Annotated in this window: 20 protein-coding genes and 1 other annotated feature; of the genes, 10 read left to right on the top strand and 10 right to left on the bottom strand. The window is 38.9% G+C overall.

What is annotated here, in order from left to right; translation table 11 throughout:
- Window positions 1–59 precede the first annotated feature (59 nt).
- From F1560_RS17870 to uvrA, 3 genes are all read right to left on the bottom strand, one after another.
- Complete coding sequence (locus F1560_RS17870) at window positions 60–1796, bottom strand: ABC transporter ATP-binding protein (RefSeq protein ID WP_149476007.1); 1737 nt, start codon at window positions 1794–1796, stop codon at window positions 60–62.
- Window positions 1797–1965: 169 nt separating this feature from the next.
- The gene (locus F1560_RS17865) at window positions 1966–2733 is read right to left on the bottom strand and encodes a MerR family transcriptional regulator (RefSeq protein WP_149476006.1); all 768 of its coding nucleotides are present in this window, start codon (window positions 2731–2733) and stop codon (window positions 1966–1968) included.
- Between the two features lie 130 nt (window positions 2734–2863).
- A complete protein-coding gene (gene uvrA, locus F1560_RS17860) occupies window positions 2864–5320 on the bottom strand; it encodes an excinuclease ABC subunit UvrA (RefSeq protein ID WP_149476005.1) in 2457 nt (818 codons plus the stop codon).
- Window positions 5321–5527: 207 nt separating this feature from the next.
- Between uvrA and F1560_RS17855 the strand changes: the two genes are divergently transcribed.
- From F1560_RS17855 to F1560_RS17820, 8 genes are all read left to right on the top strand, one after another.
- The gene (locus F1560_RS17855) at window positions 5528–6250 is read left to right on the top strand and encodes a MerR family transcriptional regulator (RefSeq protein WP_149476004.1); all 723 of its coding nucleotides are present in this window, start codon (window positions 5528–5530) and stop codon (window positions 6248–6250) included.
- A 321-nt stretch (window positions 6251–6571) separates the two neighbouring features.
- Window positions 6572–7504, top strand: coding sequence for a glucose-1-phosphate thymidylyltransferase RfbA (gene rfbA, locus F1560_RS17850; protein ID WP_149476003.1), 933 nt, complete (start codon window positions 6572–6574; stop codon window positions 7502–7504).
- Complete coding sequence (rfbB, locus tag F1560_RS17845; protein ID WP_149476002.1) at window positions 7497–8537, top strand: dTDP-glucose 4,6-dehydratase; 1041 nt, start codon at window positions 7497–7499, stop codon at window positions 8535–8537. Before rfbA ends, rfbB begins: the two co-directional genes overlap by 8 nt.
- Window positions 8510–9469, top strand: a complete 960-nt coding sequence (locus F1560_RS17840) for a glycosyltransferase family 2 protein (RefSeq protein ID WP_149476001.1) — start codon at window positions 8510–8512, stop codon at window positions 9467–9469. Before rfbB ends, F1560_RS17840 begins: the two co-directional genes overlap by 28 nt.
- A 7-nt stretch (window positions 9470–9476) precedes the next feature.
- Window positions 9477–10163: a GNAT family N-acetyltransferase gene (locus F1560_RS17835; protein ID WP_149476000.1), complete on the top strand. Its 687-nt coding sequence runs from the start codon at window positions 9477–9479 to the stop codon at window positions 10161–10163.
- Between the two features lie 3 nt (window positions 10164–10166).
- On the top strand, window positions 10167–10523 hold the full coding sequence (locus F1560_RS17830; protein ID WP_149475999.1) for an EamA family transporter: 357 nt from the start codon (window positions 10167–10169) through the stop codon (window positions 10521–10523).
- A 6-nt stretch (window positions 10524–10529) separates the two neighbouring features.
- Window positions 10530–11660, top strand: coding sequence for a dTDP-4-amino-4,6-dideoxygalactose transaminase (gene rffA / locus F1560_RS17825; RefSeq protein ID WP_149475998.1), 1131 nt, complete (start codon window positions 10530–10532; stop codon window positions 11658–11660).
- Window positions 11623–13323 carry a DUF6044 family protein gene (locus tag F1560_RS17820; RefSeq protein WP_149475997.1) on the top strand — a complete coding sequence of 567 codons (1701 nt, stop codon included), beginning with the start codon at window positions 11623–11625 and terminating at the stop codon, window positions 13321–13323. Before rffA ends, F1560_RS17820 begins: the two co-directional genes overlap by 38 nt.
- 91 nt (window positions 13324–13414) lie before the next feature.
- Here the strand turns inward: F1560_RS17820 and F1560_RS17815 are convergent, their stop codons facing one another.
- The gene (locus F1560_RS17815) at window positions 13415–13981 is read right to left on the bottom strand and encodes a DUF6434 domain-containing protein (protein WP_149475996.1); all 567 of its coding nucleotides are present in this window, start codon (window positions 13979–13981) and stop codon (window positions 13415–13417) included.
- A 216-nt stretch (window positions 13982–14197) separates the two neighbouring features.
- Between F1560_RS17815 and F1560_RS22215 the strand changes: the two genes are divergently transcribed.
- Window positions 14198–14344 carry a hypothetical protein gene (locus tag F1560_RS22215; RefSeq protein WP_187773763.1) on the top strand — a complete coding sequence of 49 codons (147 nt, stop codon included), beginning with the start codon at window positions 14198–14200 and terminating at the stop codon, window positions 14342–14344.
- Window positions 14345–14565: 221 nt separating this feature from the next.
- Here F1560_RS22215 and F1560_RS17810 read toward each other — a convergent pair whose 3' ends face one another.
- Window positions 14566–15156, bottom strand: coding sequence for a lysophospholipid acyltransferase family protein (locus F1560_RS17810; RefSeq protein WP_149475995.1), 591 nt, complete (start codon window positions 15154–15156; stop codon window positions 14566–14568).
- A 232-nt stretch (window positions 15157–15388) separates the two neighbouring features.
- On the opposite strand from F1560_RS17810, the gene csaA reads away from it, so the two are divergent.
- The gene (gene csaA, locus F1560_RS17805; protein WP_149475994.1) at window positions 15389–15721 is read left to right on the top strand and encodes a chaperone CsaA; all 333 of its coding nucleotides are present in this window, start codon (window positions 15389–15391) and stop codon (window positions 15719–15721) included.
- A 49-nt stretch (window positions 15722–15770) separates the two neighbouring features.
- On the opposite strand, the gene argS is transcribed toward csaA, so the two are convergent.
- The 5 genes from argS to F1560_RS17780 form a co-directional block, all read right to left on the bottom strand.
- Window positions 15771–17459 (bottom strand): arginine--tRNA ligase, encoded by a 1689-nt coding sequence (gene argS, locus F1560_RS17800; protein ID WP_149475993.1) that lies wholly within the window; start codon window positions 17457–17459, stop codon window positions 15771–15773.
- A gap of 46 nt (window positions 17460–17505) precedes the next feature.
- Window positions 17506–17719, bottom strand: a binding site (T-box leader).
- A 60-nt stretch (window positions 17720–17779) separates the two neighbouring features.
- Complete coding sequence (safA, locus tag F1560_RS17795) at window positions 17780–18388, bottom strand: SafA/ExsA family spore coat assembly protein (RefSeq protein ID WP_149475992.1); 609 nt, start codon at window positions 18386–18388, stop codon at window positions 17780–17782.
- A 177-nt stretch (window positions 18389–18565) separates the two neighbouring features.
- Window positions 18566–19426 carry a DUF4097 family beta strand repeat-containing protein gene (locus F1560_RS17790; protein WP_149475991.1) on the bottom strand — a complete coding sequence of 287 codons (861 nt, stop codon included), beginning with the start codon at window positions 19424–19426 and terminating at the stop codon, window positions 18566–18568.
- A complete protein-coding gene (locus tag F1560_RS17785; protein WP_149475990.1) occupies window positions 19419–19979 on the bottom strand; it encodes an HAAS signaling domain-containing protein in 561 nt (186 codons plus the stop codon). The genes F1560_RS17790 and F1560_RS17785 overlap by 8 nt, the downstream gene beginning before the upstream one ends.
- Window positions 19972–20295, bottom strand: a complete 324-nt coding sequence (locus F1560_RS17780; protein ID WP_149475989.1) for a PadR family transcriptional regulator — start codon at window positions 20293–20295, stop codon at window positions 19972–19974. Before F1560_RS17780 ends, F1560_RS17785 begins: the two co-directional genes overlap by 8 nt.
- Between the last annotated feature and the right edge of the window lie 9 nt (window positions 20296–20304).

The raw sequence follows: 20304 nt of genomic DNA, 5'->3' as shown, positions 1-20304 counted from the left end.
TTATCGACAAAACCAAAAACCACTGGTCACCTCAGAACCAGTGGTTTTTCTTATCCCTTTTAAGTCAACTGCTGCTCCGCAAATTCGCGATATAGCGAATGCGACTCTGTTAATTCCTGATGTGTTCCCATTCCCGTTACTTGCCCTTTTTCTATAAAAATAATCTTATCCGCATCAACAATTGTTGATAACCTGTGGGCAATCACAAATGTTGTACGACCTTCCATTAATCGTGTCAAAGCTTCTTGAACAGCATGCTCGGATTGGCTATCTAAGCTCGCCGTTGCTTCATCCAGCATTAAAATCTTAGGATCGCGTAAGAATGCTCGCGCGATATTAATCCGCTGCCGTTGTCCGCCAGATAATTTTACACCGCGCTCCCCTACTTCTGTGTCCAAACCTTTTGCAAATGTTTTAATAAATTGATCAGCATAGGCCATTTTTGCAACTTCCCACAAGCGTTCGTCGGGGATCTCTGTTGCATCACTTAATCCATATGTTAAATTTTCCCGAATTGTTCCAGCCATCATGGCACTTTCCTGTGAAACATAACCAATTTGGCTGCGCCATGATGCAAGTGACAACTCCTGAATTGGTGTATCGCCTATTCGTATCTCTCCTGTTGTTGACTCATAATATCGTTCAATTAATCCGAATAAGGTCGTCTTCCCACCACCACTCGGACCTGCAAAAGCGATCATTTCACCAGGAAGTGCCTCGAAAGTAACATTTTTGATAACCGGTTCGTCATCACTATATGCAAATGACACATTCGAAACAGCGATCGGTTGGTTCGCAATATCTTTATCTTTACCTTCTTGACCGGCTTCCTCTGGAATTTCCAAAATCTCAATAATCCGCTCCGTAGCACCTTTTGCCTTTTGCAATTCTGTGAAAAACATTGCAAAAGTCGTAATCGGAAAAATGATTTGGAATAAATACAGTAAAAACGCAACGAGTGAACCTGTGGACATCGTTCCTTCTGCAACACGGATTCCACCATAACCAATAATGACTACAATAACGAACATGACAATGGTATACATAAACGGACCGATTAACGCAAAAATACGCGCTTCTTTCAATCCATAGCTTAATAATTTCCCAATCCCAGTAATTCCTTTTGTTGCTTCAGCTTGCTCCGCTGTAGATGCCTTCATTAAACGGATTTCACTAATTGTTTGTTGAATTTTACCATTAAAGGTTGCTGTCTCATCTTGCAAGTTCTTTGATATCTTCGCCATTCTCGTCCCTAATGGAACCATAATTGCTACGGTAACCGGAACAGCGATGAACATCATTAGCGTCATTTTCCAGTCCATAATAAATAAAATTACTACTGCACCAATAATTGAAATAAGACCAGTAATGAATTGCGGGAAATGCTGTGAAATTAAATCCTTCACAATCCCCGTATCATTAATCACACGACTTACTGACTCCCCACTTGCTTGTTTATCAAAATAGCTAACCGGTAAGCGGATTAGCTTTAGCCACATCATCTGACGTAGTCTCGCAACGATTTTTTGACCAACTGAAGCAAGTAAGTACGTTGAGACCCCATCAATTACTGCCTGAATAATAAACACCGCAAGAATAGCGATAACAAGTGTTGCACTCAAGGACGCTACAGAGAAACCATCCACTAGCTCTCTTGTTAATATCGGTATTGTCAATCCGACAAGTGTTGTAACCAGACTCCCAATTAGACCGAATGTTAATGCGGCTTTTGGAATCTTTGCAGATACAATTAAAGATATAAAAGGTTTAATTCCATTTTTTTGCGATTTTTCCATTGGATAACTCCTGACTTTCTATTTTAGTTATAAAGGGGAAGAAATAATCATCCCCCCTGTTTTCAAATCCTACTAAATCCCCATAAATAATATAGCATACACCAACAAATCTTGCTTTTTAAAGAAACACGTTCTTTCTTTAAAATATCAGGGCAATGTTAATTTGATTCTATTCCATCCCCGCTTCTTTCATATAATATTCCATCGCTTGATTAAGCCATTCCTGTTCATCCTCTGTGAAAGGAAAAGGGGCTATATTTTCTAACTCTTGAATATCCAGTTCTTCCACTTCGGCATCGGCTAGCTGCTGTACCAAATCATCACCAAGAAACTCAAATGATGCTTCTATAAAGGCTTTAATCATTTCTTGCACCTCTTGATTCTGTATAGGTTTTCCATATAATTTTTTAACCTCTTTAGCCATCTGAATAAAGGTTTGATCTAAGGTGATTTTCTCTTTTTCCGTTTTCTTGGACAACTCCTCAACCACTACCGTAAGATTGTGCCTTTCCAGCCATTCATTCTGTATACTTTCCGTTTGCATACTATGAATGAGACTGAATAAAATGGCACTATCCACTTCTCCTTCTTCTTCAAGTACCTTAATGACCCTCTGAATAATTATCATGGACTGCTCAATTCGTTCTTTTTCTTTTTTTAATACTTCTAACTGAAGGGTTAATGTCTCATTTAAATCAACCGTAATCATCGACTGATGCAATAAATTCGTGATCTTTTCTAGGCTATAACCCAGGAACTTTAAACTGACAATTTTCTGTAAGGTTAAAATATCATGATGCTTGTAAATGCGGTGACCGGATGTTGGGTTCTTTTCAGGTTGTAAAAGACCGATTTCATCATAGTAATGTAACGTGCGAATCGATACCCCTGTCTTTTCTGAAAACTCCCCAATGGAATACTTGTTATTTTCCCCCATCACTTTCCCTCCCTCAATAAGCATATTCTCATTATAACGCCTCACGTAACTGGAGGTTCAAGAGAAGATCTGAAATAAAATATATAGGAGCTTTCATTTGGTAATCTACCCTCAGTTGCCGTTAAATTTTTTATAAAAATGCCCCTGTATGTGAAGCTTCTACTTTTGATATTTCCTCAGGTGTACCCTCAGCTACAAGCATTCCACCAGCATTTCCACCTTCTGGTCCAAGGTCAATTACCCAGTCTGATTCACGAATAACTTCACTATTATGCTCCACAATGATGACCGTATTTCCTGCATCTACAAGCCGGTTTAATAGAAGCAGCAGTCGCTTGACATCACTTGGATGCAAGCCTGTCGATGGCTCGTCCAATAGGTAGAGTGTCGATTTATTCGACTGTTTATTTAATTCCTTTGCTAGTTTGAGTCGCTGCCCCTCACCGCCAGATAGCGTTTTAACGGATTGGCCCCAATTTAAATAGCCGAGTCCAATTTCACATAAAAGCTGTGTTACCTGGAATATTTTCTTTTGTCCTTCAAAAAGAGGTAAGCTCTCTTCAATCGACATATCAAGCAGCTGAGAAATTGAATAGTCTTTATATGTTACTTCTAATATGGTTTCTTTAAATCTGTTGCCACGACAAACTGGACATTGCACTTCAAGGTCTGGAAGGAAATGCATATTGGTTGTTACAAATCCAAGTCCCTGGCAATGTTCACATCTTCCGCCAACTGTATTGAAGGAAAAATCCTTTGGTTTAAGCTTCCTTTCCTTCGCTTCAGGTAAGCTTGCAAAAAGGTTACGTAATGGTGTAAAGACGTCCGTATACGTGGCAATATTGGAACGTTGCATTCGACTAAGTGGTGATTGATTTACGGTGATGACTCGTTCAATATTCTCATGACCTGTAACTTTCTCACAATCGTTATAAATACCAGTTTCAAATGAAGCAAGCAGGTCAAAGACTAACGTTGACTTCCCTGAACCAGATACACCTGTTACAGAGACAAATTTACCTAAGGGAAAGGATACAGTAATATCTTTTAAATTATGTTTTGTCGCATGATGAACAGTTAAATACTGCCTTGTTCCTTCGCGGCGCTGCCTTGCTTCTTGACGACCTTCTTTTAGGTAAGCCCCAGTAATTGACTTCTCTTGACTCATTAGCTCCTCTAAGCTGCCTTCACCAACTATGGTTCCACCACGACTGCCAGCACCAGGTCCCATATCAATAATATGGTCAGCTTCACGCATCACATCTACATCATGCTCAATTACAAGAACGGTATTTCCTAAGTCACGTAACTGTTTCATTACACTTACGAGACCTTTTGTGTCCTTTGGATGCAGCCCAGCTGTCGGTTCATCTAGAATGTAGAGTACACCAGTTAATCCAGAACCAATTATTGAGGCTAATCGGAGTCGCTGCGCTTCCCCACCTGATAGTGATATCGTTTGGCGATCTAATGACAAATAGCCTAAACCTACATTAATAATTCGAGTAACCTTCTCGATTAAGTCCAATAAAAATGTTTCAACAACCTCTCCTGCTTCGTGAGATAGGGATGCATGAAGATCTGTTAACCATGTTTGCATATCTTCTAAGGGGAAGCTTGATACATCTGTAATTGATGTACTTGCAACGAGCACTTCTCTTATTTCTTTCTTTAGTCTTTTCCCTTTACAGTCTGGACATTGATTCGAAAAGAAGAGAGCAGCTTCTCCTGAATTTCCACCCTTTTCAATGTACCTTCTCCACATCCCTGTTAGAACACCCTCGAATTTTCCTTTAGCAACGGTTTTCGGAGGCTTTACATCTGGGAAGTGATTAGTGAACTTCTCATCCTCTACACCGTAATAGAGCAAATCACTAGCGACAGCACCCAATTCTTTTAATGGTAGGTTCTCATCGAAGGTTATTCCATAATAAGCAGCAGCATTTTTAACGATATCTCTTAGATAATCGCCATATGCTCCCGTCCAAATTTTAACGCCACCCTCCTTTAAGCTAAGCTCCTGATCAAATACCGAGTCGAGGTGAATTTCAGAGACCTTACCAAGACCATCACATGTCTCACAAGCACCTTCTGGCTTATTATAAGAGAAATGAGATCGTGTTAATTTTTCCAAGTGGTGATTACATTGTGGACAATGAATAAATTGCTTGAATCCTGTTTCTTCGTCATATTCTTCTTTATCGATAGTTGGTAAAATCATGTGTTGGCAGTTCGGGCATGGGCGCTCTCCTAACTTTTCATAAATCAAGCGCAGATAGGTATACATATCTGTTACGGTTCCAACGGTTGAGCGAGGGTTTCGATTCGTGACATGCTGCCCAACACTGATTGATGGGGATAGACCAATCATGGAGTCAACTTTCGGTTTACTTATTCCATCTGTAACCATTCCCATTGATTCCATGTATTGTCGTTGGCATTCGCGTTGTAGTGTATCTAGTGCCAATGTTGACTTCCCTGATCCAGAAGGGCCGGTTAACACAACAAACTTGTGCTTCGGTATCTCTAATGAAATATTTTTCAAGTTGTGCTCACGCGCACCTGTTATACGTATCGATTCGTTCAAATTGATTCCTCCAATTCATTTAACTTACAGTACTATTGTATAACATTAATGCAAATGATAAGGTTAGATTAAATAATGATTGATAATACAAGTTATTTATAAATTAATCCGTCATGGAACTTGAAGGTTTTTTTACATAGATTTGTCCCATGTTCTGGACGGCTGGATTGTTTCTTAAAAATCAGGATGATTAAGGGTGAGTTCTATATGATTAAACCAATTGAAATCGCTAAGAAGTTAGGGATTAGTACAAGTGCATTGCGACATTACGAATCGTGGGGAATTGTCCCGCCTCCAGAACGTTCAGCTAATGGTTATCGGATGTATACGGAAGAACACGTTGCTTACTTCGAATGTATACGTGCGATGAACCCAGGTTTTGGCATGCACCTAATACGTCAAATTATGCCACTTATTCAAGAAAATAAACTAACAGAAGCTTTATGGATTGTAAATGAAGCACAAGCAAAGCAGCATCAGGAAAAACGTAAAGCGGAGCAAGCACTTCAAGCATTGGAATTGGAAGAGCTTGAGCACTTCTCCACCCGGTTAACAAAGGAAAGTTATTCGATACGTGAGGTGGCGAAGAAAATTGATGTACCACCTTCAACACTGAGGCATTGGGAAAAGGAAAAATTAATTACTCCTAAACGTGATCCTGAAAATGGGTACCGAATCTATAGCCGCTCCGACATAAGAAAGCTATTAATTATTCGTACGATACGATCAGCCGTTTTTTATTTAGATATTGTCCGCGATGTTGTGAATGAAATCGATCAAGATAATCTCGCACATGCTAGAAAGATAGCCAAGGACTCCCTTGTTTATATGGATTATTTAATCATGGAACAGCTTCGTGGTGGATATTATCTGTATAAATTATATGAAAAAGTAAATCCTTCTCTAGAAAAGAGAGAGTCACCCTGTTGAAGGTGATCTCTTTTTTTATGCTTTTGAAGATTGGTAGATTGTCTGTCCGGTTGAGAAGTGAGCAAGGGGCTGTAGGTCTGGATGGTACTTTATGACATAGGGATAGTGCTTTATTTCTGCATGTGGTGCTTTACGACAGAAGAATGGTGCTTTATTTCTGTAGATGGTGCTATATGTCAAAGAATGACATCAAATTGTAATCAGAGTGTAAGATTAATTTTTTGTGAGAAGGGCATAGATTAGAAGCAACTACTTTAATGAACAGGAAACTCTCATTTGTTCGTTTCATAGGATGCACCGCTTTTAAGGGAGTGATTTGGAATGAAAGGGATTATTTTAGCTGGAGGTAGTGGTACTAGGCTATACCCGAGTACGAATTCGATAAACAAACATCTATTAGCTATTTACGATAAGCCGATGATCTATTATCCATTATCAGTTCTTATGCTCGGCGGTATTAGAGAAATTATGATTATCAGTACACCAGAAGATATTGGTAGGTTTGAGGAGATGCTTGGTGATGGATCTGCGTTTGGCATTCGAATTGAATATGAAGTACAACATGAGCCAAAGGGCATTCCACAAGCATTAACAATTGCAGAGGAGTTTATTGCAGACGATAAGGTAACACTCATTCTTGCCGATAATATTTTCTTTGGGCATGGGTTTACGACATTATTCCGTAAAGCAATTAAGAATCACCGACATGCAACTGTTTTCGGATATCGCGTAAAAGATCCAGAGCGTTTTGGTGTTGTTGATTTTGACCATCATCAAAAAGTCATTTCAATCGAAGAAAAGCCAGAGCAGCCAAAATCGGATTTCGCTGTTACCGGACTATATATTTACGATCAGCAGGCTGTTAAACTAGCAAAAAAGCTGAAACCCTCTAAACGTGGTGAGTTAGAAATCACAGATTTAAACAAGCAGTATTTAATGCGAAACCAGTTAGATGTAGAATTACTTGGTAGAGGTTTTACATGGATGGACGCTGGGACCCACGAATCACTATTTGAAGCTACTGAATTTATCCGAATTACCCAGAAGCGCCAAGGGTTTAAACTAGCTTGTATTGAGGAAATCGCCTATTACCTTGGCTATATTTCTAAACAAGCACTCTATGAAAAAGGTAAAACCATGGAAAAAAATGATTATGGCCAGTATTTACTTGAAATTGCTGACCGCAAATATACACAGCAATATTGGGATTCGATTGAACATCATCCAATGTTAGGACTGGTGCAAAATGAATAAGCAAAAAGAAACTTTACTCATTACAGGCGGAGCTGGGTTTATTGGCTCTAATTTCATTACTTATTTGATGAAAAAATATCCAAACAGACAAATTCTAAATATAGACAAACTTACCTATGCAGGCAAGACAGACAATTTAACAGAAGTGGAAAACCTTGAAAACTATCACTTTATCCATGGCGACATTGCGGACGATAACCTTGTTAATCAGTTATTTCAAGAACATGATATTACTGGAATTATCAATTTTGCAGCAGAGTCACATGTTGACCGGTCGATTAATGACGCCAAAGCATTTGTTCAATCAAACGTGTTGGGAACAATGATACTTCTACAAGCTGCACGATTCGACTGGGAGAAAAAAGGAGAACTCACTACGAGACGTTTTCACCAGATTTCTACCGATGAAGTGTATGGTTCCTTAGATAATGAAGGTGTCTTTTCTGAGGAAACTCCTTATGACCCACGTAATCCTTATAGTGCTTCTAAGGCAAGTGCAAACTTACTTGTCAAAAGCTTTGGGTATACGTATGGCATGAATATTGTTATTTCCTCTAGTTCCAATAACTATGGACCAAAACAGCATGAGGAAAAACTAATCCCAACGATTATCTCAAACGCTTTAGCGGGAAAACCAATTCCAATCTATGGAGATGGGAAAAACATTCGTGATTGGCTCTACGTAGACGATCACTGTAGAGCAATTGATTTAATCTACCACTATGGACAAACGCATGCTATGTATAATGTTGGTGGAAACAATGAAAAAACAAATATCGAGATAGCAACACAGGTTTGCGAAATACTCGATGAACTGGCATACAACATAAAATCAGTACTTTCTATCGATAGCTTTAAAGATTTAATTACGTTTACCGATGACCGAAAAGGACATGACCGGAGATATGCTGTCGATGCTACAAAACTAACAAATGAACTGGGCTGGAAACCAACCGAGGACTTTACAGAAGGACTTCGGAAAACAGTGGAAGGCTACGTACAAAAATGGCAGCAGACAAGCCTCACCCGTTAATTTCAGTTGTCATTCCTGTTTATGGTTGCAAGACCTGTTTAGTTGAGCTTTGCGATCGAATAAAAAATACCATTACAGCTATTCCAGCCCAATACGAAATTATTTTAGTAAATGATGCAAGCCCAGACCATGCTTGGGAGACAATTAAACAATTAAGTGAACAGGATAACCAGATTAAAGGAATTGACTTTGCGCGAAACTTTGGACAGCATCATGCCATTACTGCTGGTCTTGATTATACAAATGGCGATTGGGTTGTCGTAATGGATTGTGACCTTCAGGACCGCCCAGAGGAAATTGCTAAATTATATGCTAAAGCACTGGAAGGCTATGAAGTTGTTTTTGGCAAGCGAATGGAACGTCAAGACAACTGGTGGAAGAAAAAGTCTTCCCAAGCCTTTTACCGGGTCTACGATTATTTTACAAACAGTAATTCTGATTATATGGCAGCCAATTTCAGTATTAATGCGAAGAAGGTTGTCATGGGGTTCAGACGAATGCGTGAACAAAATCGATTCTTCCCATTATTTATTCAATGGATGGGATATAAGACTATTCATATCCCTATCGAACATGATGCGAGAAAGGAAGGAAAGTCTTCCTATAATTTAAAGAAACTCATTAATTTGGCAACCGATGCGATTATTTCGCAGTCGAATAAGCCGCTGCGACTATCGATTCAATTTGGCTTTTTGCTTGCCGCCGCATCTTTTCTTTATGGTGTGTACTTGTTTGTACGCTACTTCTTCTTAGATGTATCTGTACCAGGATGGACGAGTGTCATGGTATCCCTTTTCTTTATTGGGGGATTAATCTTCTTCAATTTTGGCATCCTTGGACTTTATATCGGGAAGATTTTTAATGAAGTAAAAGGTCGACCACTATACTTAATTCGAGAAACAACGGACGAAAACATGGAAAATCGGAGCTGATCGAACAATGGAAAATTACTTACAACCTACTCCATGGGATAAACGGAGCTTTATTATTGATACGTATGAGGTAACCTCCAGTTCAGAGGAAGCATTAAAACAAACAAATAACATAGAAGGTCATTTCACATTGAAAATTGATCCGCTGGAAAACACGGAAAACCTGAAGAAATATGGATTTTATTATGCGGATACACTTATAGAACCAATTTGTAAGGCAGAGAACTTTGAACCGTATGAACAGCAAGGTATTGAAATGTCGCGTCAGTATGACCGAAATGAAATCTTAGAAATCGCAGAAGAAGCATTTAAAGGCGGTCGCTTTCATCGTGACTTTAATATTCCTAATCATATGGCAGATAGACGTTACATGAACTGGGTGCAAGATCTAATAGAAAAGGATCTTATTATTGCACTTATCTATGAAGGAAAAACTGCCGGGTTTTATGCTTATGAAAAAGATAAAATATTGCTCCTTGCTATGTCAAAAGAATATCGCGGAAAAGGGCTAGCTAAGGCATTTGCAAGCTATTGTGTACAAGAACAGTTTGCCATGGGGCATCCCATATTAAAAACATCCATTTCGCCATCAAATGTTGCCTCCTTAAACGTTTTTATTAGTTTAGGATTTCGACTTCGAAAATCAACCGATGTGTACCATAAATTGAATGGCTCCATTCCGTATGGAGGCTGACAAATGGGTTATTTATATATTTTTGGAACCATCGCATTTACCGTATATGGACAGCTCATTTTGAAATGGAAGATTGACCAACAAGGAAGCTTGCCTGAGCCATTAATGGATAAGATTATCTTCTTGTTGCAGCTACTCTTGAATCCTTGGATTATCTCTGGATTTCTTGCGGCATTTTTCGCTGCCCTATGCTGGATGGCAGCCATGACAAAGTTTGATATTAGCTATGCCTATCCGTTTATGAGCATATCCTTTGTACTGGTGTTCATCCTGTCAGCCTTCCTTTTTCAAGAACCAATCAGCATGCAAAAAGCAATTGGTATGGCATTCATTGTACTTGGAATTATCGTAATGAGGTGATAAAAATTGATTCCATTTAACCAACCATGCAAAATCGGAACAGAAATAGAAGCTATCCAACAAGTTTTAACAAATAACAAGTTTTCCGGAAATGGTCCTTTCGGGAAAAAGTGTACAGACTGGTTTGAACGTGAGCTTCCATGTGAACGAGCAATCCTAACGCCCTCCTGTACTGCAGCTCTTGAGATGACCGCGCTACTAACAGAGGTCGGAGAAGGAGATGAAGTAATCCTTCCCTCCTATACGTTCGTTTCCACAGCGAATGCTTTTGCACTTCGAGGAGCCTCGCTGCGTTTTGTCGATGTTGATCCATCCACGATGAACATTGCGCCAGACCGGATTGCTGCTGCAGTGACAGACAGAACAAAGGCAATCGTCGTTGTGCACTATGCAGGCGTTTCCTGTGACATGGACGCGATTATGAAAATTGCGAACGAGCACGGACTTTGGGTGATTGAAGATGCTGCACAAGGTGTCATGAGTACTTATAGAGGGAAGGCGCTCGGAACGATTGGACACCTCGGAACGTATAGCTTTCATGAAACAAAAAACTATACATCTGGAGAAGGTGGAGCTCTTATTATAAATGATCCATCGCTTATTGAACGGGCCGAAATTTTACAAGAAAAAGGAACAGACCGTTCCAAGTTTATGCAGGGGATGGTCGATAAGTACACCTGGCGAGATATTGGTTCCTCCTATCTATTAAGTGAGTTGAATGCGGCTTATTTAGCTGTTCAGCTTGAGCATGCAGAACTGGTAAATAACGATCGTTTACGTACGTGGGAACAATATGCAGCCGGACTTAAAACCTTAATCGAAGAAGGGATTATAGAAGGGCCGCATATACCTGAGGATTGTGAGCATAACGCCCATATGTTTTATATCAAAGCGAAAAACGAGCAAGAGCGCTCCGAGCTCATATCTTATTTAAAGGAAAATAATATGATGGCTGTCTCCCATTATGTCCCATTACATACAGCAAGGGCTGGGCAAAAGTTCGGGAAATTTATTGGGAAGGACCGGTATACAACGAGCGGTAGTGAAAGAATCGTTCGATTGCCACTTTACTATGGAATAAACACGAAGGATGTCAGCCATGTTATCGAAACGATTAAACTTTTTTATCAAAAATAAATACATGCTGATTGCGTGCCTTATCCTAATGGGTTATCTTCTTCCCTACTACCTATTAGGTGAGGACTCGCATATTCGTTTGCATGACAATTTAGATTCAAACATTGTCTGGTATAAAATCCTTGCTGAAAGCGGGCAAATTTTCACATTGACAGATACTGCATTGCCAAACGTAATCAATGGTCTGCCAAGAAGTACCCTTCCATCCGGCTTCGATGCTGTCGTATGGCTCTATGTGCTATTTGAACCAATGACAGCTTATAGTATCAGTCAAACGATTATGCGGTTTGCTGCCCTTTTTGGCATGTATTTCCTACTGTCGAAGCATATTTTCCGGACAAGCTCTAACACGTACATACACATCATTACAGTTGGAGCTTCCCTGGCGTTTGCAATGCTTCCCTATTGGCCATCAGGCGTACTATCGATTGCTGGTATCCCACTTGCGTTGCATCTTTTCTTAACGATTCGGAAATATGGGTGGGGTGCACCAAAGTATCATTGGATTCTTTTATTGGTAATCCCTTTCTTTTCGAATTTTGTACTAAGCTTTATTTTCTTCCTTGGATTACTAGGCGTTTTTTGGTTGATCGACTGGATTCAGACAAAAAAAGCAAATTGGCCATTTTTCACTGCAATTGCTGCAATGACGGGTATCTATTTAATCAAAGATTACTTGCTGATCATATCCATGTTTTTTGATGAGGGCTTCACTTCCCATCGAGATGAATTAGACCTTGGATACAATACATTCGCACGCAGTGTTGAATTATCGTGGGAAAACTTTCTCTATGGTCACACCCATGATATGGCATTGCAAACGTACCTGATTATCCCAACGATTTTAATTGCCTTACTCGTTGCCGCCTTTAGCAATGTGAAGCCAAGGCTATTAATGAGCTTTTTCGTATTTAACTTAGCTATTTCTGTTTGGTATGCATTTTGGTATTGGGAAGGCTGGCGGATTGTGAAAGATAATTTTTCACTAGCAAACACGTTTAACTTTGCTCGTGTGCATTTTCTTGATCCTCCAATTTGGTATATTTGCTTTGCTCTAGCATTAATAATTTTGTGGAGACATTTAAAATTCGGAAAAGCCATTGCCTGTACTCTTATTTTGCTACAATGTTTGCTAGCATTTGGGACTACAGAGGAATTAAGATATGGAGCTGTCAATACACCAACATTTAAAGAGTTTTATTCCGAAGAACTTTTTGATGAAATTGAGGAGTATATTGCTAGAGATCAATCAGAATACCGTGTTGTAAGCATTGGCATGCATCCGACGATTGCACAATATAACGGATTTTACACACTCGACACGTACAACAACGCTTTCCCACTTGAATATAAACACGCATTCAGAGAAGTTATTGCTGGAGAACTAGATAAAAGCCCGACATTAGAAAACTACTATGATGCGTGGGGCGGAAGATTATATACGTATGTCGCTGAACATGGCAAAGATTATATGTTTACGAAAAATAGAGATGGTGCTATCGAGCAGTTGGATATCGATACACAAGCATTGAAAGAGCTAGGTGGGGACTATATTCTTTCTGCTGTTCCGATTGAGAATGCAGAAGAACTTGGACTCCAGCATGAGCATACTTTTGAATCAGAAGAATCCATCTGGCGAATTGAGCTTTATTCAGTATCTTAAAAGGCGATATGCATAGTAAAAAGCAAGCATACGGACGGAAAGTTGAAGTATGCTTGCTTTTTTAGTTTTGTTATATGACTTTCTTCCAGTATCAAGGATTAGATATGTATTTATTGCTTCCTGGAAGTCTTTTAATCGTATTCCAAGCTTCAATTGCTTCCTTTCTACTTTTCCCTTGATTCTTCGGATCAGCAAAAAAGTCGCGAATAAATTGATTGTACTCAAATTGAGGAGCAATTTGTTTCTTGTATGATGGGTCCTTCTGTCGTTCTTCCTCTTTATACCAAGCTTCTACAGCATCACGATATGTTTTTCCAATGTTGTTTTTGAAATAGTTTTGGATATAAGTGGAAAAATGAAAGTTAGGGATAACGGTTTTAAAAAAGGTTCTTACTTGTTGACTACAACGATGATTTTCTGAAATGACTGTATTAAGACTAAATTCAACCTGTGGCGCTGCTCTGTTCCCTTTTACTTTTCGAATCGGTTTTCTTATCTCCCCTGTACGAAGAAATGTTTCAATTCGATCAGCAATCTCCATTTTGGAACCTAAAGCACTTATTCCATTTTCTCTGCAAAAAGTTTGTAACTCTTCTTTTAACCAATAGAAATCTTTAAAACTTTGGATACTCATGTCTTTTGTTAAATTAGGCCTCAACAATATCGCCTCCATTTCATTACCTAATCACATTGTAGAACATAAGTTCTTTAACATCAATAAATATCAAACTATCTAAAATCGATTGTGGTCGAATAATGATAGAGTTAAGGCATAGTTGAATATGGTAAAATGAAATAGCAACTGTATATCAAAGGGTGGTTGGTTGTCGCTCTTCTTTCTTGGCCTTGTTTGGCAGGAAGGGAGGTGATAATTATGGACACATTTCTTGAATTTACAAGAGAAGTTTTAAAAGGGATTGTACGTGCAATTAGTGCATATTACTTTAAAAGAACTTTTCTTGAACAAAAGAAAACCACCCCGCGCCGCCGTAAGGTAAAGGGTGGTTCTCGTCACAAATAAAATTGTTCGACAACCATCACCTGACGGTAGAGGTTGCAGAGAGAAGTGTTGACGCACTTCTCTCTTTATCTATATCCATTATACATGAAATTATTCCTAGTTTCCAGCTCTAATCGACATTAATAGGTGAGTCAGGGGTTTCTATTATCACGTGGAAGTCGCCAGATGTACAGGGATATCCTATAAGGTAGAGTACCTTTTGGACAGTGGTAGGTTACTCTTTATGATTCTATCTCCTTCTGCAGGCGATTTAATTCCGCATTCAATTCATCCATCATCATTTCTATAGCGTCCTTTTTCGGGTGATTTTCAGACAAGTAAATAGGTTCGCCGTAAATAATCTTTGCTTTTTTCCGTTTAAATAGTTCCGTGAAATTATTTGGTCCAGTATAAGCAACAGGAACAATCGGAGCTTTCGAATGTGCCGCTATCGTTACTGCGCCTCTTTTTAATGGCGCTTCTTCACTTGTTCTCGTTCCACTAGGGAATATCCCAACTACTTTGTTATCCTTTAGTAATTTTCGAGGGATTTTTATCGAACTTGGACCAGGATTCTCCCGATCAACTGGAAAGGCATGTAAGTTTTCCATTAGCCATTTTGTAAAGCGCGTTTGGAATAATTCCTTCTTTGCCATATAATATATCTTGGTTGGTAATACCGATACGCCTAACCATAATATATCAACCCAACCTGTATGAGTGCATGCTATAATATATCCTCCGGACTGAGGTAAGTTTTCTTTTTGGTATACCTTGATTCTGCCAAATAAACTTAAAATGAACTTTAATAAATAAGCTGCGAAATAATACATGGCTTATTCCTCTTTTCTATATGAAGTCTACTTCTATTTTAGCATATAGTGTTAGGAACTGGTACTAATTAATTAATTTTATGACTAGATTTCTATCTCCTCCAATTTATTTTTAACATGAAAGTACTTTTTAGACTAGCGGATATGATTAATTTAGGTTATAAACTTTTTCAATTATGAAACACTTATAGTATAGTTATGGAAAAAGACTCGAAGATTGGAGCGTATCCATATGGCAACGATTGAAGACTTTCAAAAATTAGATATTCGTATTGGCACCGTCATTCATGCAGAGCCTTTTAAAGAAGCACGTAAACCTGCAATCAAGCTAGAAATTGATTTCGGAGCAGAAATTGGTACAAAAAATTCCTCTGCACAAATTACCGAACGGTATACTCCCGAGCAATTGATCGGCCGACAAGTCGTTGCAGTCGTGAATTTCCCACCAATGCGTATTGCCGGGTATAAGTCAGAAGTATTGGTTCTTGGTGGTGTTGCAGGGGAAAACGACGTCATCCTGCTTGCACCAGATGAGGCTGTGGAAAATGGTACACCCATGGGATAAAAGTCACTCTCCCCTCGGTTGATGTAGAGGGGAGAATCAGCTTAACAGCTTACATCTCATCCGGAGCCTTCACCCCTAACAATCGCAATCCTTCTTTTAAAACAATCGTTGTGGCTTTTACCAATGCAAGTCGGCTTTCTAGCTCTTCATCATCAGATAGAACTTTAACATTTCCGTAGTATTTATTAAATTCCTGCGATAGTTCAATGAGATATTTTGCGATTTGGGAAGGGGCATGGAATTCAAAGCTTCGTTCAATGACCGCCTGAAATTCCATTAACAGCTTTACAACAGACCAGCTATAGCCATCATTTAGCCCGGTTATTGCTACTGCTTCAAAACTATTTGCTTTTCTTAAGATCGAACAAGCTCTTGCATGTGTGTATTGCACATAAGGTCCAGTTGCTCCTTCAAATTTCAGCATATCTCCCAGTGAGAACTCGATATTATTTTGTCTATCATTCTTTAAGTCATGGAAAATAATCGCTCCAACTCCAACGGCTTCTGCTACAGCTGCTTTATTTTGTAAGCTTGGATTTTTATCTGCGATACTTTTTTCTGCCAGTTGAATTGCTTCTTGGATAACCTCTTCTAATAGAACGACCTTTCCTTTTCGAGTAGACATCTTTTTCCCATCTTTCAGAATAAAGCCGAATGGAATATGCACTAATTGCTTTGCCCAATTGTATCCAAGCTTCTGGAGTACTAAGAAAATTTGCGCGAAATGCAAGCTCTGCTCGTGACCAACCACATAATACGATTTTTCAAATTCATATTTTTCTTGCCTATAGATAGCAGCCGTTAAATCTCTCGTCGCATAAAGCGTTGCACCATCTGACTTCTTAATTAAACAAGGTGCTAAGTCATGCTCCGTTAAATCCACCACTTCTGCCCCATCGGATACTTGTAACAGATTGCTTTCCTGTAGAAGGCTAACGACTTGATCCATTTTGTCATTGTAAAAAGCTTCTCCGTGATACGAATCGAAATGAACACCTAATAAATCATAAATTTTGGCGAACTCTTTGAGAGATTCATCTCGAAACCACTTCCAAAGGGAGAGAGCCTCCTCATTTCCATCCTCTAATTTTTTGAACCAAGCTCTTGCATCATCTTCTAAGCTGGAATCGTTCTCTGCTTCCTTGTGAAACTGTACATAAAGCTTCAGCAGTTCTTGAATCGGTGCCTCTTTCACAAGCTCCTCATCGCCCCATAATTTATATGCCACGATGAGCTTCCCAAATTGTGTACCCCAATCACCAAGGTGATTAATTCGAATTGGATCATAACCGCATTTCTCCACTATATTTGCAAGTGAATTACCAATTACAGTAGATCGCAAATGCCCCATTGAAAATGGTTTAGCAATGTTTGGAGATGAGAAATCAATCGTAATATTCCCCCCTCGACCAAACTTCATCGAACCATAGCTTTCTCCTTTCTCTAAGATCGATGTTAAAACATGTTTACTGACCATTTCCTTATTTAAAAAGGCATTGATGTACGGACCATCTGCGACAACCTTTTCGAAAACAGGATGGTCTACTTTTCTCGCTAACTCCATCGCAATTTTGTTTGGAGCATTCCTCAACTTCTTAGCAAGAGTAAAACATGGAAAGGCTAAATCACCTTGCTCCTCAAACTTCGGCTTTTCGATTAAATTGACAACATCTTCCAGATTTAGTAAACCGTTTAATTGTAAGGTTATTTCCTCTGCATATGTTTTTACAACATCCACTACGCTCACCCTCCACTTTTTATAAATGCAAAAAATCCCGTCTCTTAATAGAGACGGGATTACCCGCGGTACCACTCTTATTGTTCATCATGAACCAGCTTCTGAATGAATAACGGTCATCACCCGACTACACCCTACTCTGTTACATTTCAGGCTGTTTCTCAGAAGTCCGCTTCATTATGATAGAACGATCGGGCTCACACCAATCCCCAACTCGCTTGCGTTACCATCATAACTACTCTCTTCATCATCGAATTCAATATAATTTTCGTTAGTATATATGATTTTCAACTGAAAATCAATATCCATTTTTTCAAAGGTTATTTTTTCATAAACATTTGTGTCCAGTAGTTACCAGATTTCACATAACCAACGCCGATATGTGTATAATCTTTACTTAAAATGTTCGCACGGTGTCCTGAACTGTTCATCCAAGCATTTACCACTTGCTGTGCAGTGCTTTGACCTCTTGCAATGTTTTCCCCAGCTGATTTATAGTTAATCCCGTAGTTTTTCATCATTGTAAACGGAGAACCATATGTAGGACTCGTATGACTAAAATATCCCTTGTCTTTCATATCCTGAGACTTATGCTTCGCAACTCTAGCAAGCTCCCAATCATACTTTAATGCAGGCAATCCAGCATTTGCTCTTTCCACATTAACGAGTCTGATCACTTCTTGTTCCACTTGATATTCACCATTTGTTGGAATCTGCAAGCTTTGCCCTGGATAAATCATATTTGGATTACTCAATTGTGTATTTGCTCCAATAATCTCACTAACTCCTGTTTGTGTTTTTAGAGCGATTTTCCACATCGTATCACCTGGAACGACGGTATAAGAACTAGCCGCAAACGTAGCTGTTGGTACTAGTAATGATAATGAAATAACTGATGCAATAACGAATTTGCTAATCTTTTTGAACATATTTACATCCTCCTCGTTTCTATGTTAATAGCATAATTAGTTTCATAGAAAAAGTCATTATAAAAAAATTGGATGCATTTTTACAGGAAGGTTACGGAAATATTACATCTCTATAAACAAAAAAGACCACACTCCAACTAGATTAAAATCTAATTGAAGTGTGGTCTTTATAAGATCCTACTTTTCCACGGTAATACCGCCATTATTAGTTGTTAGCTTAATAAGATTATCTCCATCACCGATAACTGTGTCCCAATTCGAATCTCCAAAGATCCTAACTTTTCCGTTATCAACCTTTACATCAAAGAGTACATTCGTCGGCTCATTTTCCGTTTGGATATTTATGCGCCCATTGCTTGTTCTAAATTCGATTGGACGGTCTAAATGTTCTGTAATGAGTGTAATTTTCCCGTTGCTTGTTCTTCCTATAAGCTTACCATCAACATTTTCTAACCGAATTTCACCGTTATCGGCTTCGCTCGTAACCACCGCACTCTTGATATCTTTCAATTCAATTCGTCCGTTATTCGTGGTTACTTGTAGTTCAGTTACATCTAAGTCACTCGCACTAGTCCGCCCATTGCTTGTTGTTAGACGCATTTCATTCGCTTCGAGTCCACGGGTATCGACACGACCGTTATCCGTATCGATTTGAATTGTCTCATACGCCTTTTCCGGCACATAAACAGTCAACGTTGGAGATGAAAGGGAAAAATCAAAGTTAAAAAATTTAAACCACTTTTCCTTTACAGTAACAGAAAGGGTATTCCCTTCTACATTTGCATTTACATCATACTTCTGCTCGTTTTTTCTGTTGCCTGTAAATTCAACGGTAGTCGTTTGATCGTCTGTTGGTAAAAGCTCTACCGTCGCATTATTCGTCTTAATAGCAATCTGTTCAAAAGCTTCATCATTTATTTCAATTGTTTCCGGTATAACATCTGATCCTACAGCCGACCTCACTGTGAAGATACTTCCGATTACGCCAATTAAGAGTAAAGCTAACGCAACAACAGCTATTTTTTTAATATTAAGCATCCTTCATACCTCCTTTAACAACACGCACATTAAATTTCAAATAACGAACAAATCCACTTGTTACAGCGCGAGTAGCAAAATACATTCCGATGGCAATAAATAGTCCAAGTCCAGTCAGTCCAATCGAGAAAAATAAATCAAAGAACTGGAATATTTCTGGATACATCACCGTGTTTATAATGACAAGTAATGGTGAAACAATAAAAGCGCCCGCAACAGTCCAGCCTGCAACGATCAGCGCTACTAGAGCAATAAATGGTCCCAATACAATTACCAGATTGAAAAATCCTAACCCGATCACAGCCCAAACCGCACGAAATATATTTGCCGTCGTTGCAGTTGCCTCTACTTTTTCCACATGGTAGGTGGCTATTAAATCTTTCGCAATTTGCGCCGGTGAACCAAGTGATTCTGCAATTTGTTCTTCGGTCTTTCCTTCCGCTAACCCCATTGCAAAATGCTCTTCAAAGTCTTGCAAAATATCTTGCTTTTCTTGGGAAGGAAGTTTATTTAAAGAAGCATCTAATTTGCTTAAAAATTGTTCTTTAGTCATCGATAACACCTTCCTTGATTAATTGATTAACTCCGTTCGTAAACTCTTGCCATTCCTCTAATAAGCTCTGATAATAGCTTCTCCCCACATCGGTTAGCTTATAATACTTACGTGGTGGTCCTTCCGTTGATTCCTTTAAATACGTTGTAAAGTATCCTTCTTTTGTTAACCTTCTTAACAACGGGTACACCGTTCCTTCTGATATATCAATCTGATCAGAAATTTTTTGCACCAGCTCATAACCATAACGATCTTTTTTATCAAGTAAAACCAATACACATAGCTCTAATACACCCTTTTTAAATTGTACGTTCATTGGTTATAT

This window comes from Oceanobacillus polygoni, assembly GCF_008304605.1.
GTDB lineage: Bacteria > Bacillota > Bacilli > Bacillales > Amphibacillaceae > Oceanobacillus > Oceanobacillus polygoni.
Note: the sequence above shows the minus strand (reverse complement) of the source record. Positions and strands in the feature narration are given on the sequence as shown.

What these genes read in the sequence shown, in the direction of transcription:
- F1560_RS17870 (WP_149476007.1), bottom strand. Translation starts at nt 1,796, where the DNA reads ATGGAAAAATCGCAAAAAAATGGAATTAAACCTTTTATATCTTTAATT.
- F1560_RS17865 (WP_149476006.1), bottom strand. Translation starts at nt 2,733, where the DNA reads ATGGGGGAAAATAACAAGTATTCCATTGGGGAGTTTTCAGAAAAGACA.
- F1560_RS17855 (WP_149476004.1), top strand. Translation starts at nt 5,528, where the DNA reads ATGATTAAACCAATTGAAATCGCTAAGAAGTTAGGGATTAGTACAAGT.
- rfbA (WP_149476003.1), top strand. Translation starts at nt 6,572, where the DNA reads ATGAAAGGGATTATTTTAGCTGGAGGTAGTGGTACTAGGCTATACCCG.
- rfbB (WP_149476002.1), top strand. Translation starts at nt 7,497, where the DNA reads ATGAATAAGCAAAAAGAAACTTTACTCATTACAGGCGGAGCTGGGTTT.
- F1560_RS17840 (WP_149476001.1), top strand. Translation starts at nt 8,510, where the DNA reads ATGGCAGCAGACAAGCCTCACCCGTTAATTTCAGTTGTCATTCCTGTT.
- F1560_RS17835 (WP_149476000.1), top strand. Translation starts at nt 9,477, where the DNA reads ATGGAAAATTACTTACAACCTACTCCATGGGATAAACGGAGCTTTATT.
- F1560_RS17830 (WP_149475999.1), top strand. Translation starts at nt 10,167, where the DNA reads ATGGGTTATTTATATATTTTTGGAACCATCGCATTTACCGTATATGGA.
- F1560_RS17820 (WP_149475997.1), top strand. Translation starts at nt 11,623, where the DNA reads ATGTTATCGAAACGATTAAACTTTTTTATCAAAAATAAATACATGCTG.
- F1560_RS22215 (WP_187773763.1), top strand. Translation starts at nt 14,198, where the DNA reads ATGGACACATTTCTTGAATTTACAAGAGAAGTTTTAAAAGGGATTGTA.
- F1560_RS17810 (WP_149475995.1), bottom strand. Translation starts at nt 15,156, where the DNA reads ATGTATTATTTCGCAGCTTATTTATTAAAGTTCATTTTAAGTTTATTT.
- csaA (WP_149475994.1), top strand. Translation starts at nt 15,389, where the DNA reads ATGGCAACGATTGAAGACTTTCAAAAATTAGATATTCGTATTGGCACC.
- safA (WP_149475992.1), bottom strand. Translation starts at nt 18,388, where the DNA reads ATGTTCAAAAAGATTAGCAAATTCGTTATTGCATCAGTTATTTCATTA.
- F1560_RS17790 (WP_149475991.1), bottom strand. Translation starts at nt 19,426, where the DNA reads ATGCTTAATATTAAAAAAATAGCTGTTGTTGCGTTAGCTTTACTCTTA.
- F1560_RS17785 (WP_149475990.1), bottom strand. Translation starts at nt 19,979, where the DNA reads ATGACTAAAGAACAATTTTTAAGCAAATTAGATGCTTCTTTAAATAAA.
- F1560_RS17780 (WP_149475989.1), bottom strand. Translation starts at nt 20,295, where the DNA reads ATGAACGTACAATTTAAAAAGGGTGTATTAGAGCTATGTGTATTGGTT.